Source organism: Cognatundibacterium oligocarboniphilum, assembly GCF_013377855.1.
GTDB classification, from domain to species: domain Bacteria; phylum Pseudomonadota; class Gammaproteobacteria; order Burkholderiales; family Burkholderiaceae_D; genus Undibacterium; species Undibacterium oligocarboniphilum.
Genome location: NZ_JABXYJ010000004.1, coordinates 1 through 24,317, shown reverse-complemented (window position 1 = coordinate 24,317; position 24,317 = coordinate 1). Strand labels below are relative to the sequence as shown.

Here is a 24,317-nt window from a genome sequence, read left to right as displayed (position 1 = left end):
CAGTCAGCCGGGGCGACGTAGCATCTTTGAAAAAAATGAATCGCAGGAGAAAATCATGAAAAAGTGGCGCCATGTTTTATTGGCTATCGCCATCATGTCTTCGTGCACAACAGCGGTCGGTGATGATGATCTGGATGAAGATGTCTATCAGATCCAGCACTGGGCATTGCTGGGAGATACGCAGGCACAAAATGCATTAGCTCTGTCTTATATGAATGGTGATTTCGGCTACCAGAATCTGGACGAAGCCAGAATGTGGCTGGAACGGGCAGCGGAACAGGGGCATCCTGGGGCACAGACTAATCTGGGATTGCTGTACCTGACCAGCGGCATTGAGGTGGCGGATGATGCCAGGGCATTCCAGTTGTTGCAGCAAGCCGCCCGTCAGGACTTCAGCGCCGCGGAATTCATGCTGGGTTATCTGTATGAGACCGGAAAGGCCGTCAGCCGCAGTAATGCGGATGCTGTGGTCTGGTATCAGGAGGCTGCTGCGCAGGGAAATGCCAGCGCTCAGTATCATCTTGCCCTGTTATACAGCCACGGATCCGGTATTCCCAGGAATGAGCCGATGGCAGTGCGCTGGCTGCAGCAGGCGGCACATCAGGGATTGTCGTCTGCCCAGTTTGAGCTGGGACGGCATTATCTGTATGGTTGTGGCGTTGCACAGAATACGCTGCTTGCATACCAATACCTGATCATGGCCAGTATTCATGTCGGCAGCAAGGCGATTGACAGCCGCGATCTGGTCAACGCCGCACTGACGGCCGAACAGATCGCCGAAATTCAGGACGAGACACGTAACTGGCAGTCCGGACTCTGAATTTTTGAGAGAAATTTTTGCTCAAATTCTTCGGCAGAAATTGCGGGTGAAAACAGATAGCCCTGATATTCATCGCAATGCATGGCTTGCAGAAATTCTTTTTGATCTTCCGTTTCCACACCTTCGGCAATCACCTGCAGTTTCAAGGCATGTGCCAGATGGATAATCGCCGTCACGATCGCGACATCACTGTCATCCTGCGGCAGGTCGTCGACAAATGAACGGTCGATTTTCAGTTTATGAATCGGAAAGCGTTTCAGATAGCTAAGGCTGGAATAGCCGGTTCCGAAATCATCAATGGATAATTTCACCCCCAGTTTTGCCAGCGATTCGAGTTTTCTCAGATTTTCATCGACATCGCGCATTAACACCGACTCCGTCAGTTCCAGTTCAATCCGGTCTGGACTGAGCTGATTTTCCGCCAGCGTGGTGGCAATCAGGTCAACAAAATTCGCCTGCTGGAACTGTAGCGCTGATACATTGAATCCCATGCGCAGCACATGACCGGCCTGATTCCACTGCGCCGCCTGACGTATCGCATGCTGAATGACCCACTGGCCGATAGGCACGATCACGCCGGACTCTTCGGCGATCGGAATAAACTGGCTCGGGCTGATTTCGCCCAGATCCTTGTCGTTCCAGCGCAATAAGGCTTCGACGCCAAAAATATCACCGGTATGCAGGTTGATCTGGGGCTGATAATGCAGGCGGAATAACTGGTGCTCCAGCGCCTGCCGCATCGCATGATCGAGTTTCATGCGGGACAGCAGGCCGATGTTCATCTGGCGCTGATAAAAGCGGAAATCGGAACGACCGCGTTCCTTGACGTGATACATGGCGCTGTCTGCATTTTTGATCAGATCGTCCATGCTGGTGCCGTCATCCGGATACAGCGCAATGCCGATACTGGCAGTCACCGTAAAATTCATGCCGTCCAGATTGAAAGGAACCGCCAGCTCTTCCAGCACCCGCTGGGCGCAGATTTCAGCACCATTTGCATCGGCTTCATGCAGCAGCAGGATAAATTCATCTCCGCCCAGGCGCGCCGCCGTATCGACCTGCCGGACGCAGCGCTGCAGACGTTCGGTGACCTGTAATAAAACCCGGTCACCGAAAGGATGACCAAGCGCATCGTTGATCTGCTTGAAATGATCGAGGTCAAGAAACAGCAGGGCAAAGGTGCTGTGATTTCTGCTGGAAATCGTAATACACTGATGAATCCGTTCGGATAGCAACAGGCGGTTTGGCAGGCCGGTGAGCGCGTCGGAAAACGCCAGCTCCTCGATTTTTTGCTTGGCCGCATGGCTTTCTGTTCGGTCTTTCAGAAAGCCGATGTAATGTAGGGTATTGCCGCGCTCGTCCTGTACTTTGACCAGCGTGACCATTGCCAGATAAGCCGAGCCATCCTTGCGGCGGTTCCAGAGTTCACCTTCCCAGGAACCTTCTTGTTCCAACTTGTCCAGTAACTGGTCAATCAGCGTGATGTCGCTTTCCTGTCCAAAAAAATCACGCAGCGTTTTTTGCCGCATTTCCAGTTCGGTATAACTGCACAGCGTTTCAAAACTGGGGTTGCTGGTAATGATTTTCTGACTGGCATCGGTGACGAAAATGGCGTCAGTGCTGGATTCAAAAACCTTAGCGGCCAGTTGCAGGCGTGCTTCATCCGTGATTTTTTGCGTCATATCACGGAAAGAAAAAACCCGGCCGATCGGCCTGCCGCGGGCGTACTGCGGTAAGGTCACACGTTCCAGAATTTTCCCGGAACGCAGTACCAGCACATCGCTGGCTTCCATCAGCGGGGAGCGTGCAATCATGTCCAGGCGTTCGCTGTAATGCGCCAGATCGATCATGGATTTATCCATCCAGGCATAAATGGCTAAATCGTCGCGCTGCGTCATCAGTTCATCGGGCAGCCCCCACAGATTTGCGAACAGATGGTTGTAACTTCGTATACTACCGTTCAGATCGGTCACCAGAATGCCGTCGGCGGTGGATTCCAGCGTGGCCCGCAGTTCGGCAATCAACTTTTCCAGTTCATTCTCAGTCTGCTTCTGGCTGCTCCGGTCACGGATTGCGACCACAAAGATAGAGGTGTCCATGCCGACGCGCACCAGTTTGACCCGGCGCTCAACCTGAATCATGGTTTTGTCGGCACATTCCAGCAATGTTTCCGAATAAATGCTTTCGGATAAACCGGCAGCGACGTCTTCCCAGAAAAACAGGTCTTCCGGTGCAGCAGTCAGTTCGACGATACCTTTGTCGCGCAGGCTGTTTTCCGGGACTTTCAACAACTGGTGCGCCGAACGGTTGGCAGCAAGAATACGCAGATTGATCGGATCAACCAGAATGACGGCTTCCAGCATACCTTCGATGAACGCCTGTAGCTGATGCGGTTTCATAGCTGGCTTTCAGCCTGGTCGTTCACTTCCGTGCCCCGTTCAAAGAAATAGCAGAGACGCTTGCGTGGCGACAGGTAATCATAGGCGGCTCTTGGCAGTTGCACCGGACGAAGACTGCGGTGAATGCAGAGCTGCTGTTCATGTTCAAGATTGATCACCAGCGCTTCCTCCCGGTTGATCGACGTGTCATGAATCACTACTTTGGGTTTGATTGGGCGTGAGGAGTTGACGGAGACCACCAGGGCATAACGCTGGTCCGTCAGTTGTACGACGGAGCCGGGTGGATAAATACCCATCATGCGGATAAAGGAGGTCAGCGTCGGGACATGAAAATATGTTTTGTACTGCGTGAATATCTGGGAAAGGGCTTCATGCGGTGTGATGGCCTGTGCCGGATTTGTCGGGTTGCAGAGATTATCGTAATGATTCACCAGGGCCACGATCCGGCTCAGTGGCGACATTTTTTCACCCGGAATCCGGCTTGGATAGCCACTGCCATCAAAATGCTCGTGATGCTGTGCCATCAGCAGCATGGAATTTGGAGCCAGATCCATTTTACGTGCCAGATTGACGCTGTGCATCACATGCTCATGGTAAATCTGCTTTTCCGCCGAAGTGAAATGCTCATCCATCCAGCGCAGGCGGTCAGGCAATTCGATTTTGCCGATATCATGCACCAGCGCCCCGACGCCCAGATTCAGCATGTCTGTTTTGCTGAGATTTAACGCTTTGCCGAGCAGCAGGGAAATGACGGCCACATTAATCGAATGCAGCGAGGTTTTTTCTCCGGCCTTTTCAGACAGCAGGCGGATTGCTGCTTCGTCTTCTCCCAGTATCTGACCGAGAAACCCTTGTATCAACTGCTCGGTGAGATGCTTGGCAAAAGCCGGCTGCGCGTGAACCACATCGGTAATTTGCTTGAATGTCTGCGCCGCATGGTTGAACTGACGTTCACAGACCTGCAGGCTGGCAGCCTGGCTGGCAAGAAGGTCGCGCCGTTTTCTGGTGGCGGTTTCTTCCGGGGTTTCTTCAGGCCTGGAATTTACGGCGGATTCGTTTTTTTCCGTTTCCGCAACCACAGGTGTGCTTCGGTCGGGGGCGTAGCGGATACGTTCTATGCCCAGCGAACGTATGGAATCAATTTGTTCCTGGTTGCTGATTTTAAAATTGCTGACCGGGAATGGATGATCCATCCAGCCAACGTCGAGATAAATGAACATTCCTACCCGCAACTGGGAGATGTCGATGAACTGTGTATGGATATCAGCCATGGTATCCGTCAAAGAAAACCGGAGAATATTGCGATGAATCGTCTAGTTGTACATTTATCATTAAACATCCAAAAAAGCGAATTTTTTTATTGATTTGACTTTTTATCGTGCAGTCATTGAATGATCTGGCAGACATGAATAAATTTCAGTCACTATCTCTGTTACGGAATGCCAGCCAGCCGGCCATAAAAGTAAAGGTCACTACGATAGCAACAATAATCCAGAATCCGTGCTCGTGCTGTGACAACGGAATGCCACCGACGTTCATTCCCAGCAGTCCGGCAATCATATTAATCGGTAATGCCAGAACGGTGACGACGGTCAGGACAAATAATGAACGGTTATTTTGCTCGTTGACACTGGCAGCGATTTCTTCCTGCAGTAATTTTATGCGCTCCTGCAATGCTGCCATATCGCTCAGTACCACGGCAAATTCTTCGGTGGATTGACGCAATTCCTGCACGTCGTGTTCTTCCAGCCAGACCGGAGGTTTTTGCAATAAGCGGAACAAGGCAGCTGGCTCTGGCGCGAGCAGGCGCTGCAGACGTACCAATACGCGCCGGATGGCACCGAGATTGGCACGTTTATGATTGAGCCGGTTGGCCAGCAGTGTGTCTTCGATCTCGTCAATCTTGCGAACGACTTCGCGCACGATACCGACCAGCACGTCGCCCTGATCATGCAACAGATGAATCAGCAGCGCACCCGGAGAATGAAATGATTCGCCACGATTTACCGCATTGCGCAGACGATCGATCGCCTGCAGAGGCTTGCGCCGCGCACTGATCATGACATTGCTGGTGACGCTGAGCCAGAGTGTGGCGATATCGGATGCTTCAAAGGAAAAATCATGGAGAACGTCGTTGATCACCGCGATCAGATTATGACCGGCGTGTTCGATGCGGCTGGAGCGCGAGCCTTCATGCAGGGTTTCGTAAAATTCCTGCGGCAATTGCAGATGTTCATGCAGCCATTTTTCAGCGGCAACGTTGCTCAGATTGAAGTGTAGCCAGATGAAGCTGTTTTCTTTGGCATGATGCGGCTGGCGCAGCCATTCCAGTGCTTCATGAGTCGCTAACGCCCGTCCGGCCTGTCCGCGCTCGAACAGGTAACCACACACCAGACCAGACTGATCGGAACCGTACGATAAATTATCCAGCACCATTTCATTTCTCATGCAATGACGTAGCTGCTATTGTAAGGCAGCGCCTATGATGCCGTGATCTGCGCATGAAAAAAATATTTCACGGAAGACCATATTGTCTTCCGTTTTCCGGATGGGTGTGCCGAAACCGCGGCTGTTACAGATTCGGTGCCAGCCAGCGTTCCACGTCTTCTTTGGCCACGCCACGGCGGGCGGCCATGTCGCTGACCTGGTCATCACCGATTTTGCCGACGCTGAAGTATTTGGAATCAGGATGCGCGAAGTAGAAACCGGACACGGCAGCGCCAGGGATCATGGCCCAGGATTCGGTCACATACATCTCGATATCCTCACATTGCATTTGCGCAAACATCTCGGTTTTTACGGTGTGTTCCGGGCAGGCCGGATAGCCGGGAGCAGGGCGGATGCCGCGATAGTTTTCGCGTATCAGCTCTTCATTGCTCAATTGCTCGTTGGCCGCATAACCCCACAGATCGGTACGCACACGCTCATGCAGATACTCGGCAAAGGCTTCAGCCAGACGGTCTGCCAGCGATTTGAGCATGATGCTGCTGTAGTCGTCATGCGCGTCTTCAAAGCGTTTTTCGTGTTTTTCTATGCCCAGACCGGCAGTCACGGCAAACATCCCTATGTAGTCTGCGATACCGCTGGCTTTAGGCGCAATGAAGTCGGCCAGACATTGATTCGGGCGCTGGATTTTTTGTCCATCAGGGCCATCGACGATGGGTTTTTCAGTTTGCTGACGCACACCGTAATAGGTGAAAGCGACTTCGCTGCGGCTGTCATCGGTATAGATTTCGATATCGTCTTCATTCACGCTGTTGGCAGGCAGCAGTGAGACCACACCATTGGCGGTGAGCCAGCGACCTTCGATGATTTTTTTCAGCATGGCCTGACCTTCGGCATACACCTTGCTCGCGGCATCGCCGACGATTTCATCACTCAGGATGGCTGGGAAAGGCCCGGCCAGATCCCAGGTCTGGAAGAATGGACCCCAGTCTATGTAGTTGGCGATGGTAGCCAGATCCACATTTTTAAACACACGGCGGCCGATGAATTTAGGTCTGACCGGTGCTTCAGCGCCGGTGAACGAGACGCGCATCTTATTGGCGCGCGCCTGTTCCAGCGTCAGCATCGGCGTGGTTTTTTTGTTTGCGTGCTGTACGCGGATGCGATCGTAATCGCTGCCGAGTTCGGCGATGTATTGTTCCCGGCTTTCCGGCGTCAGCAGCGACTGCGCAACCGATACCGAGCGCGAGGCATCCGGCACGTACACTACCGGACCTTCATAATTCGGTGCAATCTTGACGGCGGTATGGGCGCGGCTGGTGGTGGCGCCGCCGATCAGCAGCGGGATCTTCATCATACGGAAATGCGGATCGCGTTGCATCTCTTTGGCGACGTAGGCCATTTCTTCCAGCGACGGCGTGATCAGGCCGGACAGGCCGATGATGTCGGCATTCTCGGCTTTGGCTTTGGCCAGAATTTCGGAGCAGGGCACCATCACGCCCATGTTCACCACTTCAAAGTTGTTACATTGCAGGACCACGGTCACGATGTTTTTGCCGATGTCGTGCACGTCGCCTTTGACGGTGGCAATCACGATTTTACCTTTCGGTTTGTGGTCGCCGCTGCGTTTCTTTTCTTCTTCGATGAACGGCACCAGATGTGCTACCGCCTGTTTCATCACCCGCGCTGATTTGACCACCTGCGGCAGGAACATTTTTCCCTGTCCGAACAGATCGCCGACGATGTTCATACCATCCATCAGCGGGCCTTCGATCACCTGGATCGGGCGCTCAAATTGCTGGCGCGCCTGTTCGGTGTCTTCCACGATCCATTGGGTGATGCCGTGTACCAGCGCATGGGCCAGACGCTTTTCAACCGGGTCATTGCGCCATTCGAGCGTGGCTTCTTCTTTCTTTCCACCTGCTTTCAGCGTGGCGGCAAATTCGATCATGCGCTCGGTCGCATCGTCGCGCCGGTTCAGCACCACATCCTCGACCCGTTCGCGCAGTTCGGGATCGAGTTCGCTGTACACGCCGATCATGCCCGCATTCACGATGCCCATGGTCATGCCAGCCTGAATCGCGTGATACAGGAACACGGTATGGATGGCTTCGCGTGCCGGATCGTTGCCGCGGAAAGAGAAGCTCACATTCGACACGCCGCCGCTGATTTTGGCGCCCGGCAGATTCTGATGTATCCAGCGCGTCGCTTCAATAAAGTCTACCGCGTAGTTATTGTGTTCTTCGATACCGGTTGCGACCGCAAAGATATTCGGATCAAAAATAATATCCTGCGGATCGAACTGAATCTGATCGACCAGCAGACGGTATGCGCGTTCGCAGATTTCCGTCTTACGCGCATAGGTATCGGCCTGACCGGTTTCGTCGAATGCCATCACGATCACGGCTGCACCATAGCGTTTGCACAGGGTGGCCTGACGCAGGAATTCGGCTTCGCCTTCTTTCATGGAGATGGAATTCACAATCGCCTTACCCTGCACGCATTTCAGGCCCGCTTCGATCACCGACCATTTGGAGGAGTCGATCATGATCGGGACGCGCGCAATATCAGGTTCCGAAGCGATCAGATTCAGGAAGCGCGTCATCGCTGCCAGCGAATCGAGCATCGCTTCATCCATATTGATGTCGATGATCTGGGCACCGTTTTCGACCTGCTGACGTGCAACCGCCAGCGCTTCATCGTATTGCTCGTTCAGGATTAGACGCGCAAAGGCTTTGGAGCCGGTAACGTTAGTACGTTCACCGACATTGACGAACAGGCTTTGTTCATCGATGGTGAACGGTTCCAGTCCGGACAGGCGCATGGCTGGTGCGATCTGCGGTAACTGGCGCGGCGCCTGGCTTTGCAGCAGATCGGCGATGGCCTTGATATGCGCCGGTGTGGTGCCGCAGCAGCCACCGGCGATGTTGATGAAGCCGGCTTCGGCAAATTCTTTGAGCAGGGCCGACGTATCCGCCGGCAGTTCGTCAAAGCCGGTGTCGCTCATGGGGTTGGGCAAACCCGCATTCGGATAAATACAGACAAAGGTATCGGCGATTTTGGATAACTCTTCAGCATACGGGCGCATCAGCGTGGCACCGAGCGCACAGTTCAGGCCGATGGTCAGCGGTTTGGCATGGCGTACCGAATTCCAGAAAGCGGGTACCGTTTGTCCCGACAAGATACGGCCGGAGGCATCGGTGACGGTACCGGAAATCATGATCGGCAAACGCTGACCGCTTTCTTCAAAATACTGATCGATGGCGAACAGTGCTGCTTTACAGTTGAGCGTATCGAAGATGGTTTCGACCAGCAGCACATCGACGCCGCCATCCACCAGACCGCGTACCTGTTCGTGATAAGCCGTGACCAGTTGGTCAAACGTGACATTACGCGCCGCCGGATCATTCACATCGGGCGAGATGGAAGCGGTCTTAGGTGTCGGTCCCAGTGCACCCGCGACGAAGCGTGGCTTGTCCTGGGTCGAATATTTATCGCAGGCTGCGCGTGCAATTCTGGCCGATGCCACGTTCATCTCATACGCCAGATGCGCCATATGGTAGTCGTCCTGCGCGACCGTGGTCGCACCGAAGGTATTGGTCTCGATCAGATCCGCACCGGCCGCCAGGTATTGTTCATGGATTTCAGCGATCACATCAGGACGGGTCAGCGACAGTAATTCATTATTCCCTTTGACGAACAGCTCACGCACGCCTTCGGGGCCGGTGAAGTGTTGAAAGCGCCCGCCGCGGTAATCGGCTTCGGTCAGCTTGTAACGCTGGATCATGGTGCCCATCGCGCCATCCAGAATCAGGATGCGTTGTTGCAGCAGGGTGCGCAAACGGATTTCGGCAGCAGAGACAGGCACAGTTGTAGTCATGATGTTTACTCGTTCAACAAGGAGGCGGGAGCGGTGCGGCGGATGATCGCCGCAGTCATCCAGACTGCTGCGCTCTGCGTCCTGATAATAAAAAACCCGATCGGCTGATGCATGCAGGCGGATCGGGTCGGGTCCTTTTAGCAGCATTTATTATGCGCCCGCAATCTGAATCTCAAATCGGCGCTGGATTGTAAATTATACGTCAAATCAAGGGCTTGGACCCGTCAGGGTAAGGTTTTGCCAGATTTTGCTTATACATTTTGGGCAGATGCTTATGAACTTTACGGAAAAACGACAAACTCTTTGCAGAAAGAAAATAAAAAAAGGGCATATCCTCGCAAGAAAGATATACCCAAAGGGAATGCATGGATCAGGTTGATGTGCTGCTATGTCAATGGTTTTTATGACGTGTCACAAACAGGCTGGCGGTAATCGCGCTGCACAGTATGCTGCCAATGACCATCAGGGAGACATCCGTGGGAATATGCACCCATTTTACGATCAGCATTTTGAGACCGACAAACATCAGCACGAATGCCAGGCCAAATTTCAGCAAATGAAAACGGTCCGCCATGTCTGCCAGCAGAAAATATAGCGCGCGCAAGCCCATGATGGCGAAAATATTGGAGGTGAACACGATGAACGGGTCGGTTGTGACTGCAAAAATGGCAGGGATGGAATCCACGGCAAACACCACATCGGATATTTCGATCAAGATCAGTACCAGCAGCAAAGGTGTAAATACCCGTTTGCCATGTTGCCGGAAACTGAATTTTTCCTGATGAAATTCTGGTGTGAAGGGCAACAGTTTTTTAGCCAGTTTCAGCAGTGGGTTGTTTTCCAGATCGGGTTTTTGCTCGTTTGAAACCAGCATGCGCAGACCGGTGATGACCAGGAAAACACCAAACAGGTACATCACCCAGGCAAATTGCGATACTACCCAGCTGCCGGCCAGAATCATGATAATACGCATCACGATGGCTCCCAGCACACCGTACAGCAGGACTTTGCGCTGATATTGGGGAGGAACCGCAAAGTGCCCGAAAATCATCAAAAAGACGAAGATATTATCGACCGACAGCGATTTTTCGATCACATAACCGGTCAGAAATTCCATTGCTTTTACCGTTGCTGCTTCGCGCCCTATGGTTTCTGTCAGGTATAGCCACAAGCCGAAATCAAACGCGAGCGCCAGACTGACCCAGACCACTGACCAGGCGGCGGCCTCGCGGAGGCTCACTTTGTGTGCACGTGAGCCTCCGAGAGCGATGACATCGACGGCCAGCATGGTCAGTACAAAACCGATAAAGATCACCCACATCCAGGGCTGGGCAACAGAATGCAGCATGTTTACTCTTTTTCCATCACGCCCAGCAACTGCAGCAGGCTGGTGAACAGGTTAAACAGCGTGACATACAGATTGACGGTCGCCATGATGTAATTGGTTTCGCCGCCGTGAAGGATGTTGCTGGTTTCAAACAGAATCATGCCGGACATCAGTAACACCATGACTGCTGAAATTGTCAGCGACAAAGCCGGAATCTGGAAGAAAACCGCACCCAGGCCGGCGACCAGAGCGACCAGCATGCCGGCGATCAGAAAGCCGCCAATGAAGCTGAAATCACGTTTGCTGACCAGCACATAAGCCGATAATCCGAGAAAGATCAGACCCGTCATGCCCATTGCCGACATCACGATGCCATTGCCGCCCGGCATATGCAGATAATGACTGAGGATAGGGCCCAGGGTGTAGCCCATGAAACCGGTCAGCGCAAAGACAGTCACAATACCCCAGGCGCTGTTGCGCAGTCGGTTAGTGGCAAACAGCAGACCGAAATAAACGATCAGGGTCAGAAACATGCCGGGACCGGGAATCGCGAATGCGATCGTCGCTGCAGCCGTCAGCGCGGAAAACAGCAGCGTCATCGACAGTAGCAGATAGGTATTGCGCAATACCCGATGGCTGTCGGTTGCACCAATATCGCTATAGTCAACAGTCTGCACATCACGGGCGGCGGTACGGCCCAGGGAGCGACTCAGAATTCTCATGTTTTTCTCCTGAAATTGGAAAGCGCTTGCCGGGGTCGGCAGGGGGGGGCGCCTGAAAAACCTTTTTTTAAAGGTTCACTCAGTGTAGTTGCGGATAATAAACAATAAAAGTCGAATATAATTGATAAATACTTCGTAAAAATCGATGATTTAAGGTAAATGCCAACATTGAATTACAAACATCTGCATTATTTCTGGGTGGTGGCAAAAGCCGGCAGTATTGCCCGCGCCAGCGAGCAACTGCATCTGACGCCGCAGACCATCAGCGCGCAACTGAGTTTATTTGAAGAAATGCAGGGCGAAGCGATGTTCCGCAAAAATGGCAGAAATCTGGCACTGACCGAGGCCGGACACCTGGTGCTGAGCTATGCTGATGAAATCTTCACGCTGGGACAGGAATTGGAGGAGGTCTTACATCACCGCCCGACGGAACGCACCCTGCAGTTGCGGGTAGGCGTGTCGGATGCCTTGCCCAAGACAGTGGCCTACCGCCTCCTGGAACCGGCACTGCAATTGACCCAGACGCTGCGCATCAATTGCCGCGAAGGAAAACTGGAAATTCTGTTGGGAGAGCTGGCTGCACATAAGCTCGATGTTGTGCTGTCAGACAGTCCGATGCCCGCCATTGCCAGTGTGCGCGCCTACAGCCATTTGCTGGGTGAGTCCGGCATCAGTTTCTTTGCGACGGCTGGCTTAAAACAGCAACTCAGTGCCGGTTTTCCAGCGTGCCTGGAGGGGGCGGCTTTTCTGTTGCCGGGGGAGGATGCCGCATTGCGGGCCCGCTTGCTGCAATGGTTGGATCAGCATGCGCTGCATCCCCGGATTGCCGGGGAATTTGATGACAGTGCTCTCATGAGCGCATTCGGTCAGGCGGGCGCAGGTATTTTTGCCGCACCGACAGTCATTGCCGGCATGGTGATGCGGCAATACGATGTGCAGCTGATCGGGCAGACCGATGAAATCTGGGAGCAGTTCTACGCCATCTCGGTCCAGCGCAAATTGACGCATCCTGCCGTGTTAGCCATCAGCCAGGCTGCCCAGCAGAATCGGGTGCAACCCGCATAGCCGGGGCAGTCTGGTTCTGCTGGGCTGTTGTTGAAACACACCCGATTTCGGGTCACAAAACAAAATGCACCTGATTTTCAGGTGCATTTTGATGTCTGCAGGCCAGTGTACCTGATGTGGATGATCAGCGGCGACCAATGAGCGATTTTGTGGTCTTATCCATTGGAACGGCGTAATCATAGGTTGCGAGTACGATGTTGTCACCTGGTCGTATGAGCTTCAGATTAACAAACAGCAACTTGTCGCTTTCGGTATAAGTACCAACAATCACGGCTTGGGCGCTATGATTTTGTGCGACATCCTTAATTTCGCGAGTCAGGAGTAATTCACCGACATTTTGCTTGATGAAGACTTTATCGCGAAATTTCATCTCTACCATCTAGTAGCCACTGTGGGTGAATTCACCGGAAACCTGCTCGGCAACTATGCGGCCAAACGGAGAGGATTCTTCCAGCGCATTAATGTTGGCAAGCGTTGCCACGATCAGTGGACGAGACTTGTCTAGTTTGTTACCTGCTGCGGCAATCAGAGCGGCTGCCGCTCTCTGATTTGTAGGAATAAATTCATTCGACTGAGCATCTTTCCACGTTGGTGTCGTGGACGTGTTACTTGCAGCCGTGTTCATATTCATATTGGAACATGCCGAGAGAGCAATGGCGCAAACGCATGTGAGCAAAATTTTTTTCATGCTTATTGTCCTCCGACGACTTTGAAGCTGTAATCTTTATCTTTGTTATACAACGATGCATCGTCATCATTGATATAGTAAGCATCAGTACGACGTGCGAGATATTGCGCATTTTTTGTCAACGACGTGGTGACAATTAATTCGTAGGAAGGTGTGCGTCCTTTTGCATATTCCTGATCAACCCAGCTTAACCAGTCGTAGCTTGCGCTTGCCGCTAAGCCACCTACTGCGGCTTTTGTACCGGCTGTCCAGTTGACACCATACAAGGCGGCAATGCCACCAGCGAGAGCCGTCATGCTGGTAAAGCGGCGGTTCTGGGTGCGGTCTGCGGAAAAACGAACAAGATGCGTGTCAATATCAACAACCTGTACGGTCACATCGTGTACACGACGCACAGTGACTCCTTGATTGACCAGAGAGGTGATGACCTGATCATAAAAAATCTGAGAAAATTTGCTATTTTGAGCGGGTGGCGTCACATAAACTGGCGCGCCAACTTTATCGGTACCCAACTTGATTTGCTCAGCAACGTCCTTTGCAATCAAAAGCCAGTGGGATGATGCTTGTAATTTATTTTGTTTGCTTGTTGCAAAATTTCCTGCCAGGGGTGTTTCACTGTATTGCGTGGAGCAAGCCGCAAGCGTCATCGCCGCGAGGACAACCGGAAGAATTTTCTTCATGTGTTCACCTTCACTAGGTATTCTCATAGGAGCCCGTCTGCAACACGCAGGCGAGCCGGAATCAGCCCGAGAGAATACAGCAAGTCTTGCTTTGGAATAAAGAATTTGCTATTTAACCAATTGATAAAACACAAAAATATTGTCGAATAGTGTTATTCGCACCTGCATTTTCCGAAAGATGTTATTTTTTTGCAACAATGAATGGCATGTATAGGCGTCATTTTTCAATGAAAAATGAACGCATTTTGATCAAATAGAATCGAAGTGTGCATTGTCGGGAAAATGAAATCCCTGCAAAAATCCCGCTGCAGACAAGCGTTTTCCGCCAGGTTTTTGCAGTTCGGTGAGTTTCAGCACGCCTTGACCGCAGGCGACCAGAACGCCGTCGTGCGGGTGGGCACTGAGTATTTGTCCGGCGGGTTGATCTGATTGCATGTCAAGGGCTTCTGCTGCCCAGATTTTGATCGTTTGTCCCTGGTATGCGGCGTGGGTGCCTGGAAACGGGGTGAATGCCCGGATTTTTCTGGCGATTTGCGATGCGGTGAGACGGAAATCCAGAGCTGCTTCTTCTTTGCTGATTTTGGCGGCATACGTCACACCGTTTTCTGGCTGGACGGTTGCCGGCAATGCCTGTTGTTCAAGTTGCCTGAGCGCTTGCACTATCATCTGGCCGCCGAGGGTCGCCAGTCTGTCGTGCAGGCTGCCGGTAGTGTCGCTTTCTTCAATGGCGAGACTTTGCCTGAGCAGCATCGGGCCGGTATCGAGACCCTCTTCCATTTGCATGATGGTGATGCCGGTTTCATGATCACCCGCTTCGATAGCGCGATGAATCGGGGCGGCACCGCGCCAGCGCGGCAGTAGTGAGCCGTGGATGTTCAGACAGCCCAGACGCGGGATCTGTAATACCGATAAGGGCAGGATCAGGCCGTAGGCAGCGACCACCATGACATCGTGTGGCGTTGTTTTCAGTATTGCATGTGCTGCTGCCGCTACATCCGGATATTTACCGTCCAGTTTCAGTGATTGCGGCTGCGCAACCGGGATATCGTGAGTGATGGCGTACTGCTTCACGGCAGAAGCCTGCAATTGCATACCACGCCCCGCAGGGCGATCTGGCTGAGTAAGCACTAACGGTATGGTAAATCCCGCTTCATGCAGGGCTTTGAGGGCGACGGCAGCAAATTCCGGTGTGCCGGCAAAAACGACTTTCATCGGCGTTCACCCGATTTTTTCTGCATTTCCCGTTCTTCTTTTTGCAATCTGGTTTTGATGCGGTTACGCTTCAGTGGCGACAGATATTCAACAAACACCTTGCCTTTCAGGTGATCCATTTCGTGCTGGATGCAGACCGCCAGCAAATCCGTTGCATGGATTTCAAATGGATTGCCGTCGGCGTCCAGCGCGCGGACTTTGACTTCAGCCGGGCGTTCTACGCCGTCATAAATGCCGGGCACTGACAGGCAGCCTTCGTCATAGACCTTTTTTTCTGCGCTGGCCCAGATGATTTCAGGATTGATGAATACCTGCAGCTGATCATTTGTTTCCGAGACGTCAATCACCACCAGTTGTTCATGCACATCCACCTGGGTTGCCGCCAGGCCAACACCTGGTGCTTCATACATGGTTTCAGCCATATCAGCGACCAGCTGCTTGAGCCGTGCATCAAAAACGGTGACTGGTTTGGCCACTTTATGCAGGCGTGAATCGGGATAACGCAAAATATTTAATATAGACATAAGACATTTCACAACAAACCAGGATGGCTATTGCGCTGTTTTTCTTGCTAGTTCAAGGATTTATGGGCAGAATTTGATTCAATTTGGCAAGTTTTGCAAGCTGCCGCCTGTACGCAGGTGTCTGCGAGCCAGTTTGCTGTTTTGCAGCACTTTGCATCGGATCATGTTCATGAAAAAGTTTAGCACAATAGCCGCTTTTCTCGTTGGTGGTTTGTCAGTGATGACCAGTCTCGCGCTGGCAGCGCCCGGCGAGGCGGCCACCGCCCAGGCACAGGCGATTGCCCGCAGCAGTCAATGCGCGTTTTTGGCGGATGCGCCGGATAAACATGAGGTTGTCAGCGGTGACACGCTGTGGGGCATCGCCGGGCAGTTTATCCGGAATCCCTGGTGCTGGCCGCAGGTCTGGGGAATGAACCGGGAAGAAATCCGTAACCCGCACTGGATTTATCCGGGGCAGATTATTTATTTTGACCGGGCCAATCAGCGTTTGCGGCTGGCGAATGCCACCGGTTCCTCCGGTATGGAGGGCGGAGTGCCAACGGTGAAACTGTCCCCGCGTTCGCGGGTGCAAGGGCTGGGGACGAATGCGATTCCGTCGATTCCGGCTTCTGCGATTGAACCGTTCTTGTCGCAGCCGCTGATTGTCGAGCCGTCAGTGCTGGAGCGGACGCCGCGTATCGTTTCAGCCAGCGAGAGTCGCGTCAATCTGGGGCAGGGCGAAACGGCGTATGTCCGTGGCGATCTCGATGGCGGTACCTCGTTCCAGGTATTCCGCCCTGGCGTACCGCTGAAAGATCCGGATAACGGTAGCGTGATTGGCTATGAAGCGGCTTTTGTCGGTACGGTCAAGCTGGTGCGTGAACCGGACGACACAGAGCGCAGTGACGTACACACGTTCAGCGTGGTGAATACCAAAGAAGAAATGTCGATCGGCGACCGTTTGCTGCCGATTCCGCCGACGCCGATCCTGAGTTATGTGCCGCATCCTCCGGTTGATGAGGTCAATGCGCGCGTCGTCAGTGTGTACGGCGGTGTTTCAGTAGCGGGCCAGAATCAGATTATCGCCATCAACCGCGGACGGGAGCATGGACTCGATCTCGGAACGGTACTGTCGCTGGAGCGGTACGGACAGGTGATGAATGACCGTACGGATAACAACCGTAAGATCAAATTGCCGGATGTGCATTATGGAAATGTGTTTATTTTCCGTGTTTTTGGCACTATTTCTTACGGCCTGGTGATGCAGGTGACTGATTTTGTCAAAGTGGGCGACGTCGCGCGTTCCCCGCAGTAATTCCTGAAGTCCGGATGGAACAGGATTTTTTCTCCTGGCTCCGGCTGGAGCAGACGCCGGGCGTTGGCCCGGCGACGGCGGCACAATTGCTTTCCGCATTCGGAACCCCGCAAGCCATTTTTACGGCCAGCCCGGAGGCTTTGCGCAGCGTGGTCTCCGCCAGAGTGGCGACCGCCTTGCTGGGCGCCCCGGATACAGCGCTGCAGCAGTTGCACGACCGTGTACAGGACTGGTGTGCCATGGCCGGAAATCAGGTGCTGACCCGCGCTGATCCGCGTTACCCCTCTGACTTGCTCGAAATTCCTGATCCTCCGTTGATCTTATATGTGAAGGGTCGGGTGGAACTGTTACGCGCAGCTGGCATTGGCATGGTCGGCAGCCGTCATGCCAGTACGCAGGGCGTCCGTGATGCGGAACAGTTCGCGGCGGCACTGAGTCAGGCCGGACTGACGGTGGTTTCCGGTCTGGCTGCCGGTATCGACGCAGCGGCACATCAGGGCGCACTGCGCGGTGCGGGCTCCACGATTGCCGTGATCGGCACCGGCGCTGATATTGTTTATCCGGCCCGGCACCGCAGTCTGGCGCATCAGATTGCCGAAACCGGCTGTCTTGTCAGTGAATATTCATTGGGAACGCCAGCGATTGCGAGTAATTTCCCTCGTCGTAACCGGATTATTTCCGGTTTGTCCAAAGGCGTGCTGGTGGTGGAGGCGGCGGCGCTGTCCGGTTCCCTGATTACCGCCCGCATGGCCGCCGAACAAGGACGGGATGTGTTTGCGATTCCGGGCTCTATCCATTCTCCGCTGGCAAAAGGCTGCCATCAGTTGATCAGGCAAGGTGCAAAACTGGTGGAAACCGCACAGGATATTCTTGACGAACTCCCGGGCTATTGTTTGAGTGCGATCCAGCAGGCGGCATCTGCCAGTCAGAACGGTGCTGCATTACAGACCGCCGATGTGCCGGCCTTGCTGACCGTGATGGGGTTTGATCCTCTGCCGCTGGATGTGCTGGCTATGCGCAGCGGGCTGGAGATTGCCGAACTCAGCACTCAGCTGCTGACGCTGGAACTGGCTGGCGAGCTGGAATCTTTACCCGGCGGCTTCTATCGACGTCTGGGCTGAGCAAAATAACTCTTCAATATACTCCCTGGGAGTATATTGGAGTCGCTAGTCGATATGCGGAGCTCTGGTCGAAAAGGAAAGATACTCCCCTTTTATGCTGTGATAACGCCATATCAGGAGGGTATATCTGAGCAAGGGGCTTGTTTGAAAAGCGTTCAGCAGATAGAGTAGGGGCATGTTTGATATCCTTGTTTACCTCTACGAAACGTATTATCGTCCTGATGCCTGTCCGGATACGGCGGCGCTGGTCAAAAAACTGTCTGCCGTCGGCTTTCCTGAAGATGAAATTTCTGAAGCCATTGACTGGCTCACAGGCTTGGCCAATACCAATCAGCAGACACAGACACCGACCTGGACTTCTGAGGGCTTCCGGATTTATGCCCAGCCAGAACAGATTGCATTGGGTATGTCCGCCATTGGATTTATCCAGTTTCTGGAGTCCGCTGGCCTGCTGACTCCGATCCAACGCGAAATCGTGATCGAGCGGGCGCTGGCCGTCAACGAGTCGCCGCTACCGTTGGATAAATTGCGGATCATTGTCCTGATGATGCTGTGGAGTCAGGGCGCCGAGCCCGATATGCTGATGTTTGATGAGTTATTGTTGTCAGATGACGACAGTGCCCCGCATCTTTTGCATTAATCTTTTCGTGAATCGGGGATTTCTGACAAAAATCGTGTCCAGAACGCGATTTTCCGGTCTGTACGTTTATCATTCCGCGTTGATTTAGGTTAGTCTTACGCTTATTTTGCAAAAATGTTGTTTATTAGACATTTTTGCGGCACAAAAAACTATTCGAGAACTCCGAAATGACAAAAACCCTCATCATTGCCGAAAAACCCTCTGTTGCCGCTGACATTGCGAAAGCGCTGGGGGGATTCACGAAGCATGATGACTTTTTTGAATCCGACGACTACGTGCTGTCTTCCGCGGTCGGCCATTTGCTCGAAATTACCGTTCCGGAAGAATACGATGTCAAACGTGGCAAATGGAGTTTTACCTATTTGCCGATGATCCCGCCGCATTTTGCGCTCAATCCGATCGCCAAAACGGAATCGCGCCTGAAGGTGCTGACCAAACTGATCAGGCGTAAAGATGTGGCAAACATGATCAACGCCTGCGACGCGGGCCGCGAAGGAGAACTGATTTTCCGTCTGATCGCGCAGCATGCCAAGGCCAAACAGCCGGTGCAGCGCCTGTGGTTGCAATCAATGACGCCGGCTGCAATCCGTGACGGTTTTCATAAATTACGCAGCGACGCGGAAATGTTGCCGCTGGCCGATGCGGCGCGTTGCCGTTCCGAAGCCGACTGGCTGATCGGCATTAATGGCACCCGCGCGATGACGGCGTTCAATTCAAAAGAAGGCGGTTTTTATCTGACTACGGTTGGCCGGGTACAGACGCCGACCTTGTCGATTGTGGTTGAGCGTGAAGAAAAGATAAAGAAATTCGTTTCGCGCGACTTCTGGGAAGTCCGTGCTGAGTTCGTCTGCGCCGCCGGTATTTATGAAGGGCGCTGGCTCGACCCGCAATTCAAAAAAGACGAACACGACCCGGAAAAGAAAGCCGAGCGTCTGTGGAGCAAAGCCGCAGCGGAATCCATCGTTGCAGCCTGCCGCAGCCGTCAGGGCACGGTGACCGAAGAATCCAAACCAGCGACCCAGATGGCGCCGGCCTTATTTGACCTTACCAGCCTGCAGCGCGAAGCCAATGCCCGGTTTGGTTTTTCAGCAAAAAACACCCTCGGTCTGGCGCAAGCCCTGTATGAAAAACACAAGGTACTGACTTATCCGCGTACCGATTCCCGGCATCTGCCGGAAGACTATCTGGAAACGACGAAACAGATACTGGAAACCGTTTCTGAAAATCACAATTATCAACAGTTCGCCGCCCAGATTCTGAAAAATAAATGGATCAGGCCGAACAAGCGGATTTTCGACAACAGCAAAATCAGCGATCACTTTGCAATCATCCCGACCGGACAAGCGCCGAAGAATTTGTCGGAGCCTGAACAAAAACTGTATGACCTGGTGACACGTCGCTTCATGGCAGTGTTTTTCCCGGCGGCCGAATTCCAGGTCACAACCCGTATCACGGAAGTCTCTGGCCATCAGTTCAAAACCGAAGGCAAGGTCATGACGAATGCCGGCTGGCTGGCAATTTACGGTAAGGAAGCACTGGAAGAAAAAGACGGTGAAGGTAAAGGCACGCTGGTGCCGGTCGCCAAAGGCGAAAAAGTGCTGACCGAGGAAATTGCCGCACATGGTCTCGTCACTAAACCGCCTGCACGCTATTCGGAAGCGACCCTGTTGTCGGCAATGGAAGGTGCTGGCAAACTGGTCGACGACGGCGATCTGCGTGAAGCGATGGCCGGCAAGGGGCTCGGCACACCGGCGACCCGTGCGGCAATCATTGAAGGCTTGCTGACCGAAAAATATTTACTGCGCGAAGGCCGTGAGCTGATGCCGACCGCCAAAGCGTTTCAGCTGATGACTTTGCTGCGTGGCCTCGGCGTTGACGAACTGACCTCCCCTGAGCTGACCGGCGAATGGGAATACAAGTTGTCGCAGATGGAAAAAGGCAAGATCAGCCGCGATGAATTCATGCGTGAAATCGCTCAGATGACGCAAATCATCGTCAAACGCGCAAAGGAATACGACAACGATACTATCCCCGGCGACTATGCCACGTTGCATACGCCCTGCCCGCATTGTGGTGGTGTTGTTAAGGAAAATTACCGTCGTTTTGCCTGTACCAAATGCGAATTTTCCATGAGTAAAACGCCGGGCAGCCGGCAGTTTGAAGTTGCCGAGGTCGAGGAGTTGCTGGCGAAACGCGAGATCGGTCCCCTGCAGGGATTCCGTTCCAAAATGGGAAGACCGTTTGCCGCCATACTCAAGATCGTGCCCGACACGGAACACCATAATCTGAAGCTGGAATTTGATTTCGGACAAAATCAGGATGAAGGTGAAGACGGCGAAGGTGTCGATTTCAGCAATCAGCAATCGCTTGGCCCTTGCCCGAAATGCGGCAGCAGTGTGTACGAAATGGGACTGACTTACGTGTGCGAAAAAACGGTTGCCAAACCCAAGGCCTGTGATTTCCGCAGCGGACGTATTATTCTGCAGCAAGAGATTTTGCCTGAGCAGATGACGAAGCTGCTGGTCGATGGCAAAACGGATTTGTTGCCCGGCTTTGTTTCTCAGCGCACCCGCCGTCCATTTAAAGCGTTCCTGGTGCGCGGGAAGGATGGCAAGGTCAGCTTCGAATTTGAAGAGCGCAAGGCAAAGGCTCCTGCGGCCAAAAAGACGAGTGCTGCAGCGGCAGCAGCCAAAGCGGAGGCTGTTGCTGAAACTATCGCGCCAAAGAAAACCGTTCGCAAGAAAAAGGCGGCCTGAATGGAAGGTTTCTGAGGTTTTGTGACCGTTTTGTGTCGGGGATTGTACTGCGGATGGTGGATTCGTTATATTGTATGGATCATTTCCTGCAATCAAAAAAACATCAATGGCACTGACTGATATTCTTTCGAGTACCCGCATGGCATTTTTCAATGCCTTTGAACGTGTGGCGAGCGATATTGTTCCAAACGCGATTGAGTCACTGTATCTGAAATCGGATAGCGATTATCCGGCAGGCGAAAAGGCGGATGTGTTCAATGCACGGCTGGTGCTGCAGGAGCGCAGGGACGAATTGTTCCGGCTGTTAGGCGGAAACATGCAACAGTTGCTTGACCGCAGCATGCAGACGGCCTATCAGACGTTTCGCCCTAATTCATCGCCTTTATCCGTTTCAGCCCAATCCCTGAGTTTGCTCGATTCATCGGCTTTTGAAGACTCCTTGCGCTTTAACAGTTTGACGCAATTGTTGCGTGATGCCGCGGGACAGGAATTGATTGATCTGAATATCCGTATCGCGGTTTTGTTCAGTCAGGATGACATCATTGAGCGGGAAAATCCGTTTCGTCCCTACCTGTTATTGCGTGCGCTTTCCCAGTCGGTGGAAGCTTTGCGGCTGAATCCGGAGGTGACCGGCATACTGGTAACGCATCTGGGGCAATGCCTGGAAGAAAAAGTTGCCACCATTTATCAGGAAACGAATAGCGCCTTAGAAAAGCAAGGCATTCATGCCCAGCTGACGCTGAAGATTAATAAGGCCCCTGAGAGTATCAATCCTGTCGGCCAACTGGCAGGTGAATACCGATATGGTGCAACCTCGTCTGCCGGTTATGCACCATCTGCTGAGATGCCTGCGGGTTCTTATACAGGCGGAGTGAGTGGCGCTCATTTTCCGCCGCTGGAACCCGTGTCTGCAATCAGCATGGAGCGCCTGTTTCAGGTTTTGCGGAATGATTGGGCTGCACCCGGATTAAAGGTATCTCCGCAGATGCCGCAGCCTGTTGCGCATGCACCTTCGACTTTAAACTGGTTGCCGCATGCGGTCAGTTTGCGCGATCAGCTGGCACAAATGTTTTTTGCTGAGAGCGCCTCAGCGCCAGTGACCGGCAAGTCCGGGGAGGTTGATCAGGTCGATCAGACCGTGCACGGTGACCAACTCATCCGCACATTGGGGGAGATGCACAAATCTCAGGTGCCGGATTGCTCCCAAATGTTGAAAGATGATGAGGTCCGCAACCTGATTTATGAACAGCGTACAAGCTTGATGGCGCTTGCGGATTCCGGTAAGGAGTCCATGACGATCGACATGATGGCAATGTTGATGGCATCTGTGCTGAAAGATCCTCTGCTGACCGCCTCCTTACGCACGGAACTGGGGCGGCTGGCCTATCTGCTGTTGCAGCTCGCTTTACTGGAACCGGATTTTTTGCATCAGCCGGAACATCCTGCGCAAGTACTATTGAACCGAATCAGCACCGTAACCATCGGAGCTCAACACCTGCCTGTCTTCAATCTCCGCCTGGAGGAAGAGATTACCCGGATTTTCAAAACCCTTGGACGCCATGATTGCAGTGTACCGGGATTGTTTGAACGGATTGATCATCGCTTTGAGACTTTCGTTGCACGGGAGCTGAAGTCCCATAATAAGCAAATCCGGCGTGTCGTTAAATCGATTGAGGAAGCCCAGATCCGTTATGCCCAGTTTATACAAACGGCTACCTTACTGAAGGGAATACTGAGTACCCGCGCAGTTCCTGATCAGTTCCGCAATATCCTTGAAAATGATTGGATACGCGTCATCTACATGGCAGAGCGGCGTGATTCTGCGCTGGCCCGGCGGCTCCGGATGTTTGTGCCTGACATTCTATGGAGCATGCTGCCCAAGATATCCCCTGAAGACGGCACTCAGCTGTCGGTGAGGTTACCGCAGTTACTTGCCGACCTGAAGCTTGGAATGGAGTTATTGTCCTGGAGTCAGTTCAAACAGAATGCCTTACTAAATTGGCTCAATGATGCGCATGGCCGCGCGTTGCGGACAACGGAGCGGGATATGCCGGCAGAGTCGCTGGGGGACGTGCGTCAGGCATTTCGCGAATTCCTGCAACAGCAACCGGTTATGCCACCTGCTAGTCTGACTGAGGCGGAATATGCAGAAATGTCGGTATACCTGAGAGACGTATTGGCCAAAGTCGGGGTTGAGGCAATTTTGCTGGACGATGGATCGCCAGCAGAAGAGATGGCAGGACCAATCATTGGTATTGCCGAATCCGTCAAATTAATACCATCGCCCAGGGTGCTGCCACGTTCTTTGGTAAGCGGCACCCCTGTGATTTTTAATATGCCGGATCTGATGGGACAAGGCTGCATTAACTGGGTCAATCCCAATAACAGTAATGTCGTCCTCAGTGTAAAGGGGCAGGAAGTGCCGGTTATCCTGAGTGTCCCCGGTTTTGTGGCGCTATCCCAGCAAGGCGTAGTAAGGCTGCTTGAAACAGCGCCCTTATTTGAGCGGGCTATTCATACGCTGATCCGCTCTGCCGAATTATTGGAAAAGTGACCCTTCCAAATGACGCGCTTAAATTACCACTCCTCGATGGTGTGACACAATCGACATTGGTAAGCAGTTGCTGAGTGCAACTATTTTCTGATACCGCGAATGATTGATCGGGGGTGGCATGCCATCCAAATATTGTCCGGGACGATGATTGTTGAAGCCAGGTAGTTGACATGGGTAGGTAAGTCGTTCA

16 protein-coding genes and 1 pseudogene are annotated in these 24,317 nt (G+C 52.9%); 7 read left to right on the top strand and 10 right to left on the bottom strand.

Annotation, left to right across the window (positions count from 1 at the left end):
• Positions 1-55 precede the first annotated feature (55 nt).
• On the top strand, positions 56-820 hold the full coding sequence (locus HV832_RS07440) for a tetratricopeptide repeat protein (protein ID WP_176802950.1): 765 nt from the start codon (positions 56-58) through the stop codon (positions 818-820).
• Here the strand turns inward: HV832_RS07440 and HV832_RS07435 are convergent.
• The 6 genes from HV832_RS07435 to HV832_RS07410 form a co-directional block, all read right to left on the bottom strand.
• Entirely contained in the window at positions 784-3,219 is a 2,436-nt protein-coding gene (locus HV832_RS07435; protein WP_176802949.1) for a sensor domain-containing protein, read from the bottom strand. The genes HV832_RS07440 and HV832_RS07435 overlap by 37 nt on opposite strands.
• A complete protein-coding gene (locus HV832_RS07430; protein WP_176802948.1) occupies positions 3,216-4,490 on the bottom strand; it encodes a cyclic di-GMP phosphodiesterase in 1,275 nt (424 codons plus the stop codon). The genes HV832_RS07435 and HV832_RS07430 overlap by 4 nt, the downstream gene beginning before the upstream one ends.
• Positions 4,491-4,635: 145 nt before the next feature.
• On the bottom strand, positions 4,636-5,655 hold the full coding sequence (locus HV832_RS07425) for a transporter (protein ID WP_176802947.1): 1,020 nt from the start codon (positions 5,653-5,655) through the stop codon (positions 4,636-4,638).
• Positions 5,656-5,791: 136 nt separating this feature from the next.
• Positions 5,792-9,544: a methionine synthase gene (gene metH, locus HV832_RS07420; protein WP_176802946.1), complete on the bottom strand. Its 3,753-nt coding sequence runs from the start codon at positions 9,542-9,544 to the stop codon at positions 5,792-5,794.
• 391 nt (positions 9,545-9,935) lie between these two features.
• Positions 9,936-10,892, bottom strand: a complete 957-nt coding sequence (locus HV832_RS07415) for a TerC family protein (protein ID WP_223827164.1) — start codon at positions 10,890-10,892, stop codon at positions 9,936-9,938.
• Between the two features lie 2 nt (positions 10,893-10,894).
• Positions 10,895-11,593, bottom strand: a complete 699-nt coding sequence (locus HV832_RS07410) for a Bax inhibitor-1/YccA family protein (protein ID WP_176802945.1) — start codon at positions 11,591-11,593, stop codon at positions 10,895-10,897.
• A 159-nt stretch (positions 11,594-11,752) separates the two neighbouring features.
• Between HV832_RS07410 and nhaR the strand changes: the two genes are divergently transcribed.
• A complete protein-coding gene (nhaR, locus tag HV832_RS07405) occupies positions 11,753-12,658 on the top strand; it encodes a transcriptional activator NhaR (RefSeq protein WP_176802944.1) in 906 nt (301 codons plus the stop codon).
• Between the two features lie 124 nt (positions 12,659-12,782).
• Here the strand turns inward: nhaR and HV832_RS17255 are convergent.
• The 4 genes and pseudogenes from HV832_RS17255 to def all read right to left on the bottom strand — a co-directional run bounded on the left by HV832_RS17255 (position 12,783) and on the right by def (position 15,762).
• Positions 12,783-13,283 (bottom strand): annotated as a pseudogene (locus tag HV832_RS17255) (FlgO family outer membrane protein).
• 65 nt (positions 13,284-13,348) lie between these two features.
• The gene (locus tag HV832_RS07395) at positions 13,349-14,026 is read right to left on the bottom strand and encodes a hypothetical protein (RefSeq protein WP_176802943.1); all 678 of its coding nucleotides are present in this window, start codon (positions 14,024-14,026) and stop codon (positions 13,349-13,351) included.
• 249 nt (positions 14,027-14,275) lie between these two features.
• Entirely contained in the window at positions 14,276-15,238 is a 963-nt protein-coding gene (gene fmt, locus HV832_RS07390) for a methionyl-tRNA formyltransferase (protein ID WP_176802942.1), read from the bottom strand.
• Positions 15,235-15,762: a peptide deformylase gene (gene def / locus HV832_RS07385; RefSeq protein ID WP_176802941.1), complete on the bottom strand. Its 528-nt coding sequence runs from the start codon at positions 15,760-15,762 to the stop codon at positions 15,235-15,237. Before def ends, fmt begins: the two co-directional genes overlap by 4 nt.
• Positions 15,763-15,931: 169 nt before the next feature.
• On the opposite strand from def, the gene HV832_RS07380 reads away from it, so the two are divergent.
• The 5 genes from HV832_RS07380 to HV832_RS07360 all read left to right on the top strand — a co-directional run bounded on the left by HV832_RS07380 (position 15,932) and on the right by HV832_RS07360 (position 24,127).
• Positions 15,932-17,056, top strand: coding sequence for a LysM peptidoglycan-binding domain-containing protein (locus HV832_RS07380; protein ID WP_176802940.1), 1,125 nt, complete (start codon positions 15,932-15,934; stop codon positions 17,054-17,056).
• A 14-nt stretch (positions 17,057-17,070) separates the two neighbouring features.
• Positions 17,071-18,177, top strand: coding sequence for a DNA-processing protein DprA (gene dprA, locus HV832_RS07375; RefSeq protein WP_176802939.1), 1,107 nt, complete (start codon positions 17,071-17,073; stop codon positions 18,175-18,177).
• A gap of 175 nt (positions 18,178-18,352) precedes the next feature.
• The gene (locus tag HV832_RS07370; protein WP_176802938.1) at positions 18,353-18,817 is read left to right on the top strand and encodes a Smg family protein; all 465 of its coding nucleotides are present in this window, start codon (positions 18,353-18,355) and stop codon (positions 18,815-18,817) included.
• A gap of 167 nt (positions 18,818-18,984) precedes the next feature.
• The gene (locus tag HV832_RS07365; RefSeq protein WP_176802937.1) at positions 18,985-21,573 is read left to right on the top strand and encodes a DNA topoisomerase III; all 2,589 of its coding nucleotides are present in this window, start codon (positions 18,985-18,987) and stop codon (positions 21,571-21,573) included.
• Positions 21,574-21,679: 106 nt separating this feature from the next.
• Complete coding sequence (locus HV832_RS07360; protein ID WP_176802936.1) at positions 21,680-24,127, top strand: DUF1631 family protein; 2,448 nt, start codon at positions 21,680-21,682, stop codon at positions 24,125-24,127.
• Positions 24,128-24,317: the final 190 nt, after the last annotated feature.

Coding starts and splice junctions, on each gene's coding strand:
- HV832_RS07435 (WP_176802949.1), bottom strand. CDS start 3,219: ATGAAACCGCATCAGCTACAGGCGTTCATCGAAGGTATGCTGGAAGCC.
- HV832_RS07430 (WP_176802948.1), bottom strand. CDS start 4,490: ATGGCTGATATCCATACACAGTTCATCGACATCTCCCAGTTGCGGGTA.
- HV832_RS07410 (WP_176802945.1), bottom strand. CDS start 11,593: ATGAGAATTCTGAGTCGCTCCCTGGGCCGTACCGCCGCCCGTGATGTG.
- fmt (WP_176802942.1), bottom strand. CDS start 15,238: ATGAAAGTCGTTTTTGCCGGCACACCGGAATTTGCTGCCGTCGCCCTC.
- HV832_RS07425 (WP_176802947.1), bottom strand. CDS start 5,655: ATGGTGCTGGATAATTTATCGTACGGTTCCGATCAGTCTGGTCTGGTG.
- HV832_RS07440 (WP_176802950.1), top strand. CDS start 56: ATGAAAAAGTGGCGCCATGTTTTATTGGCTATCGCCATCATGTCTTCG.
- HV832_RS07360 (WP_176802936.1), top strand. CDS start 21,680: ATGGCACTGACTGATATTCTTTCGAGTACCCGCATGGCATTTTTCAAT.
- dprA (WP_176802939.1), top strand. CDS start 17,071: ATGGAACAGGATTTTTTCTCCTGGCTCCGGCTGGAGCAGACGCCGGGC.
- nhaR (WP_176802944.1), top strand. CDS start 11,753: ATGCCAACATTGAATTACAAACATCTGCATTATTTCTGGGTGGTGGCA.
- metH (WP_176802946.1), bottom strand. CDS start 9,544: ATGACTACAACTGTGCCTGTCTCTGCTGCCGAAATCCGTTTGCGCACC.
- HV832_RS07415 (WP_223827164.1), bottom strand. CDS start 10,892: ATGCTGCATTCTGTTGCCCAGCCCTGGATGTGGGTGATCTTTATCGGT.
- HV832_RS07370 (WP_176802938.1), top strand. CDS start 18,353: ATGTTTGATATCCTTGTTTACCTCTACGAAACGTATTATCGTCCTGAT.
- def (WP_176802941.1), bottom strand. CDS start 15,762: ATGTCTATATTAAATATTTTGCGTTATCCCGATTCACGCCTGCATAAA.
- HV832_RS07380 (WP_176802940.1), top strand. CDS start 15,932: ATGAAAAAGTTTAGCACAATAGCCGCTTTTCTCGTTGGTGGTTTGTCA.
- HV832_RS07395 (WP_176802943.1), bottom strand. CDS start 14,026: ATGAAGAAAATTCTTCCGGTTGTCCTCGCGGCGATGACGCTTGCGGCT.
- HV832_RS07365 (WP_176802937.1), top strand. CDS start 18,985: ATGACAAAAACCCTCATCATTGCCGAAAAACCCTCTGTTGCCGCTGAC.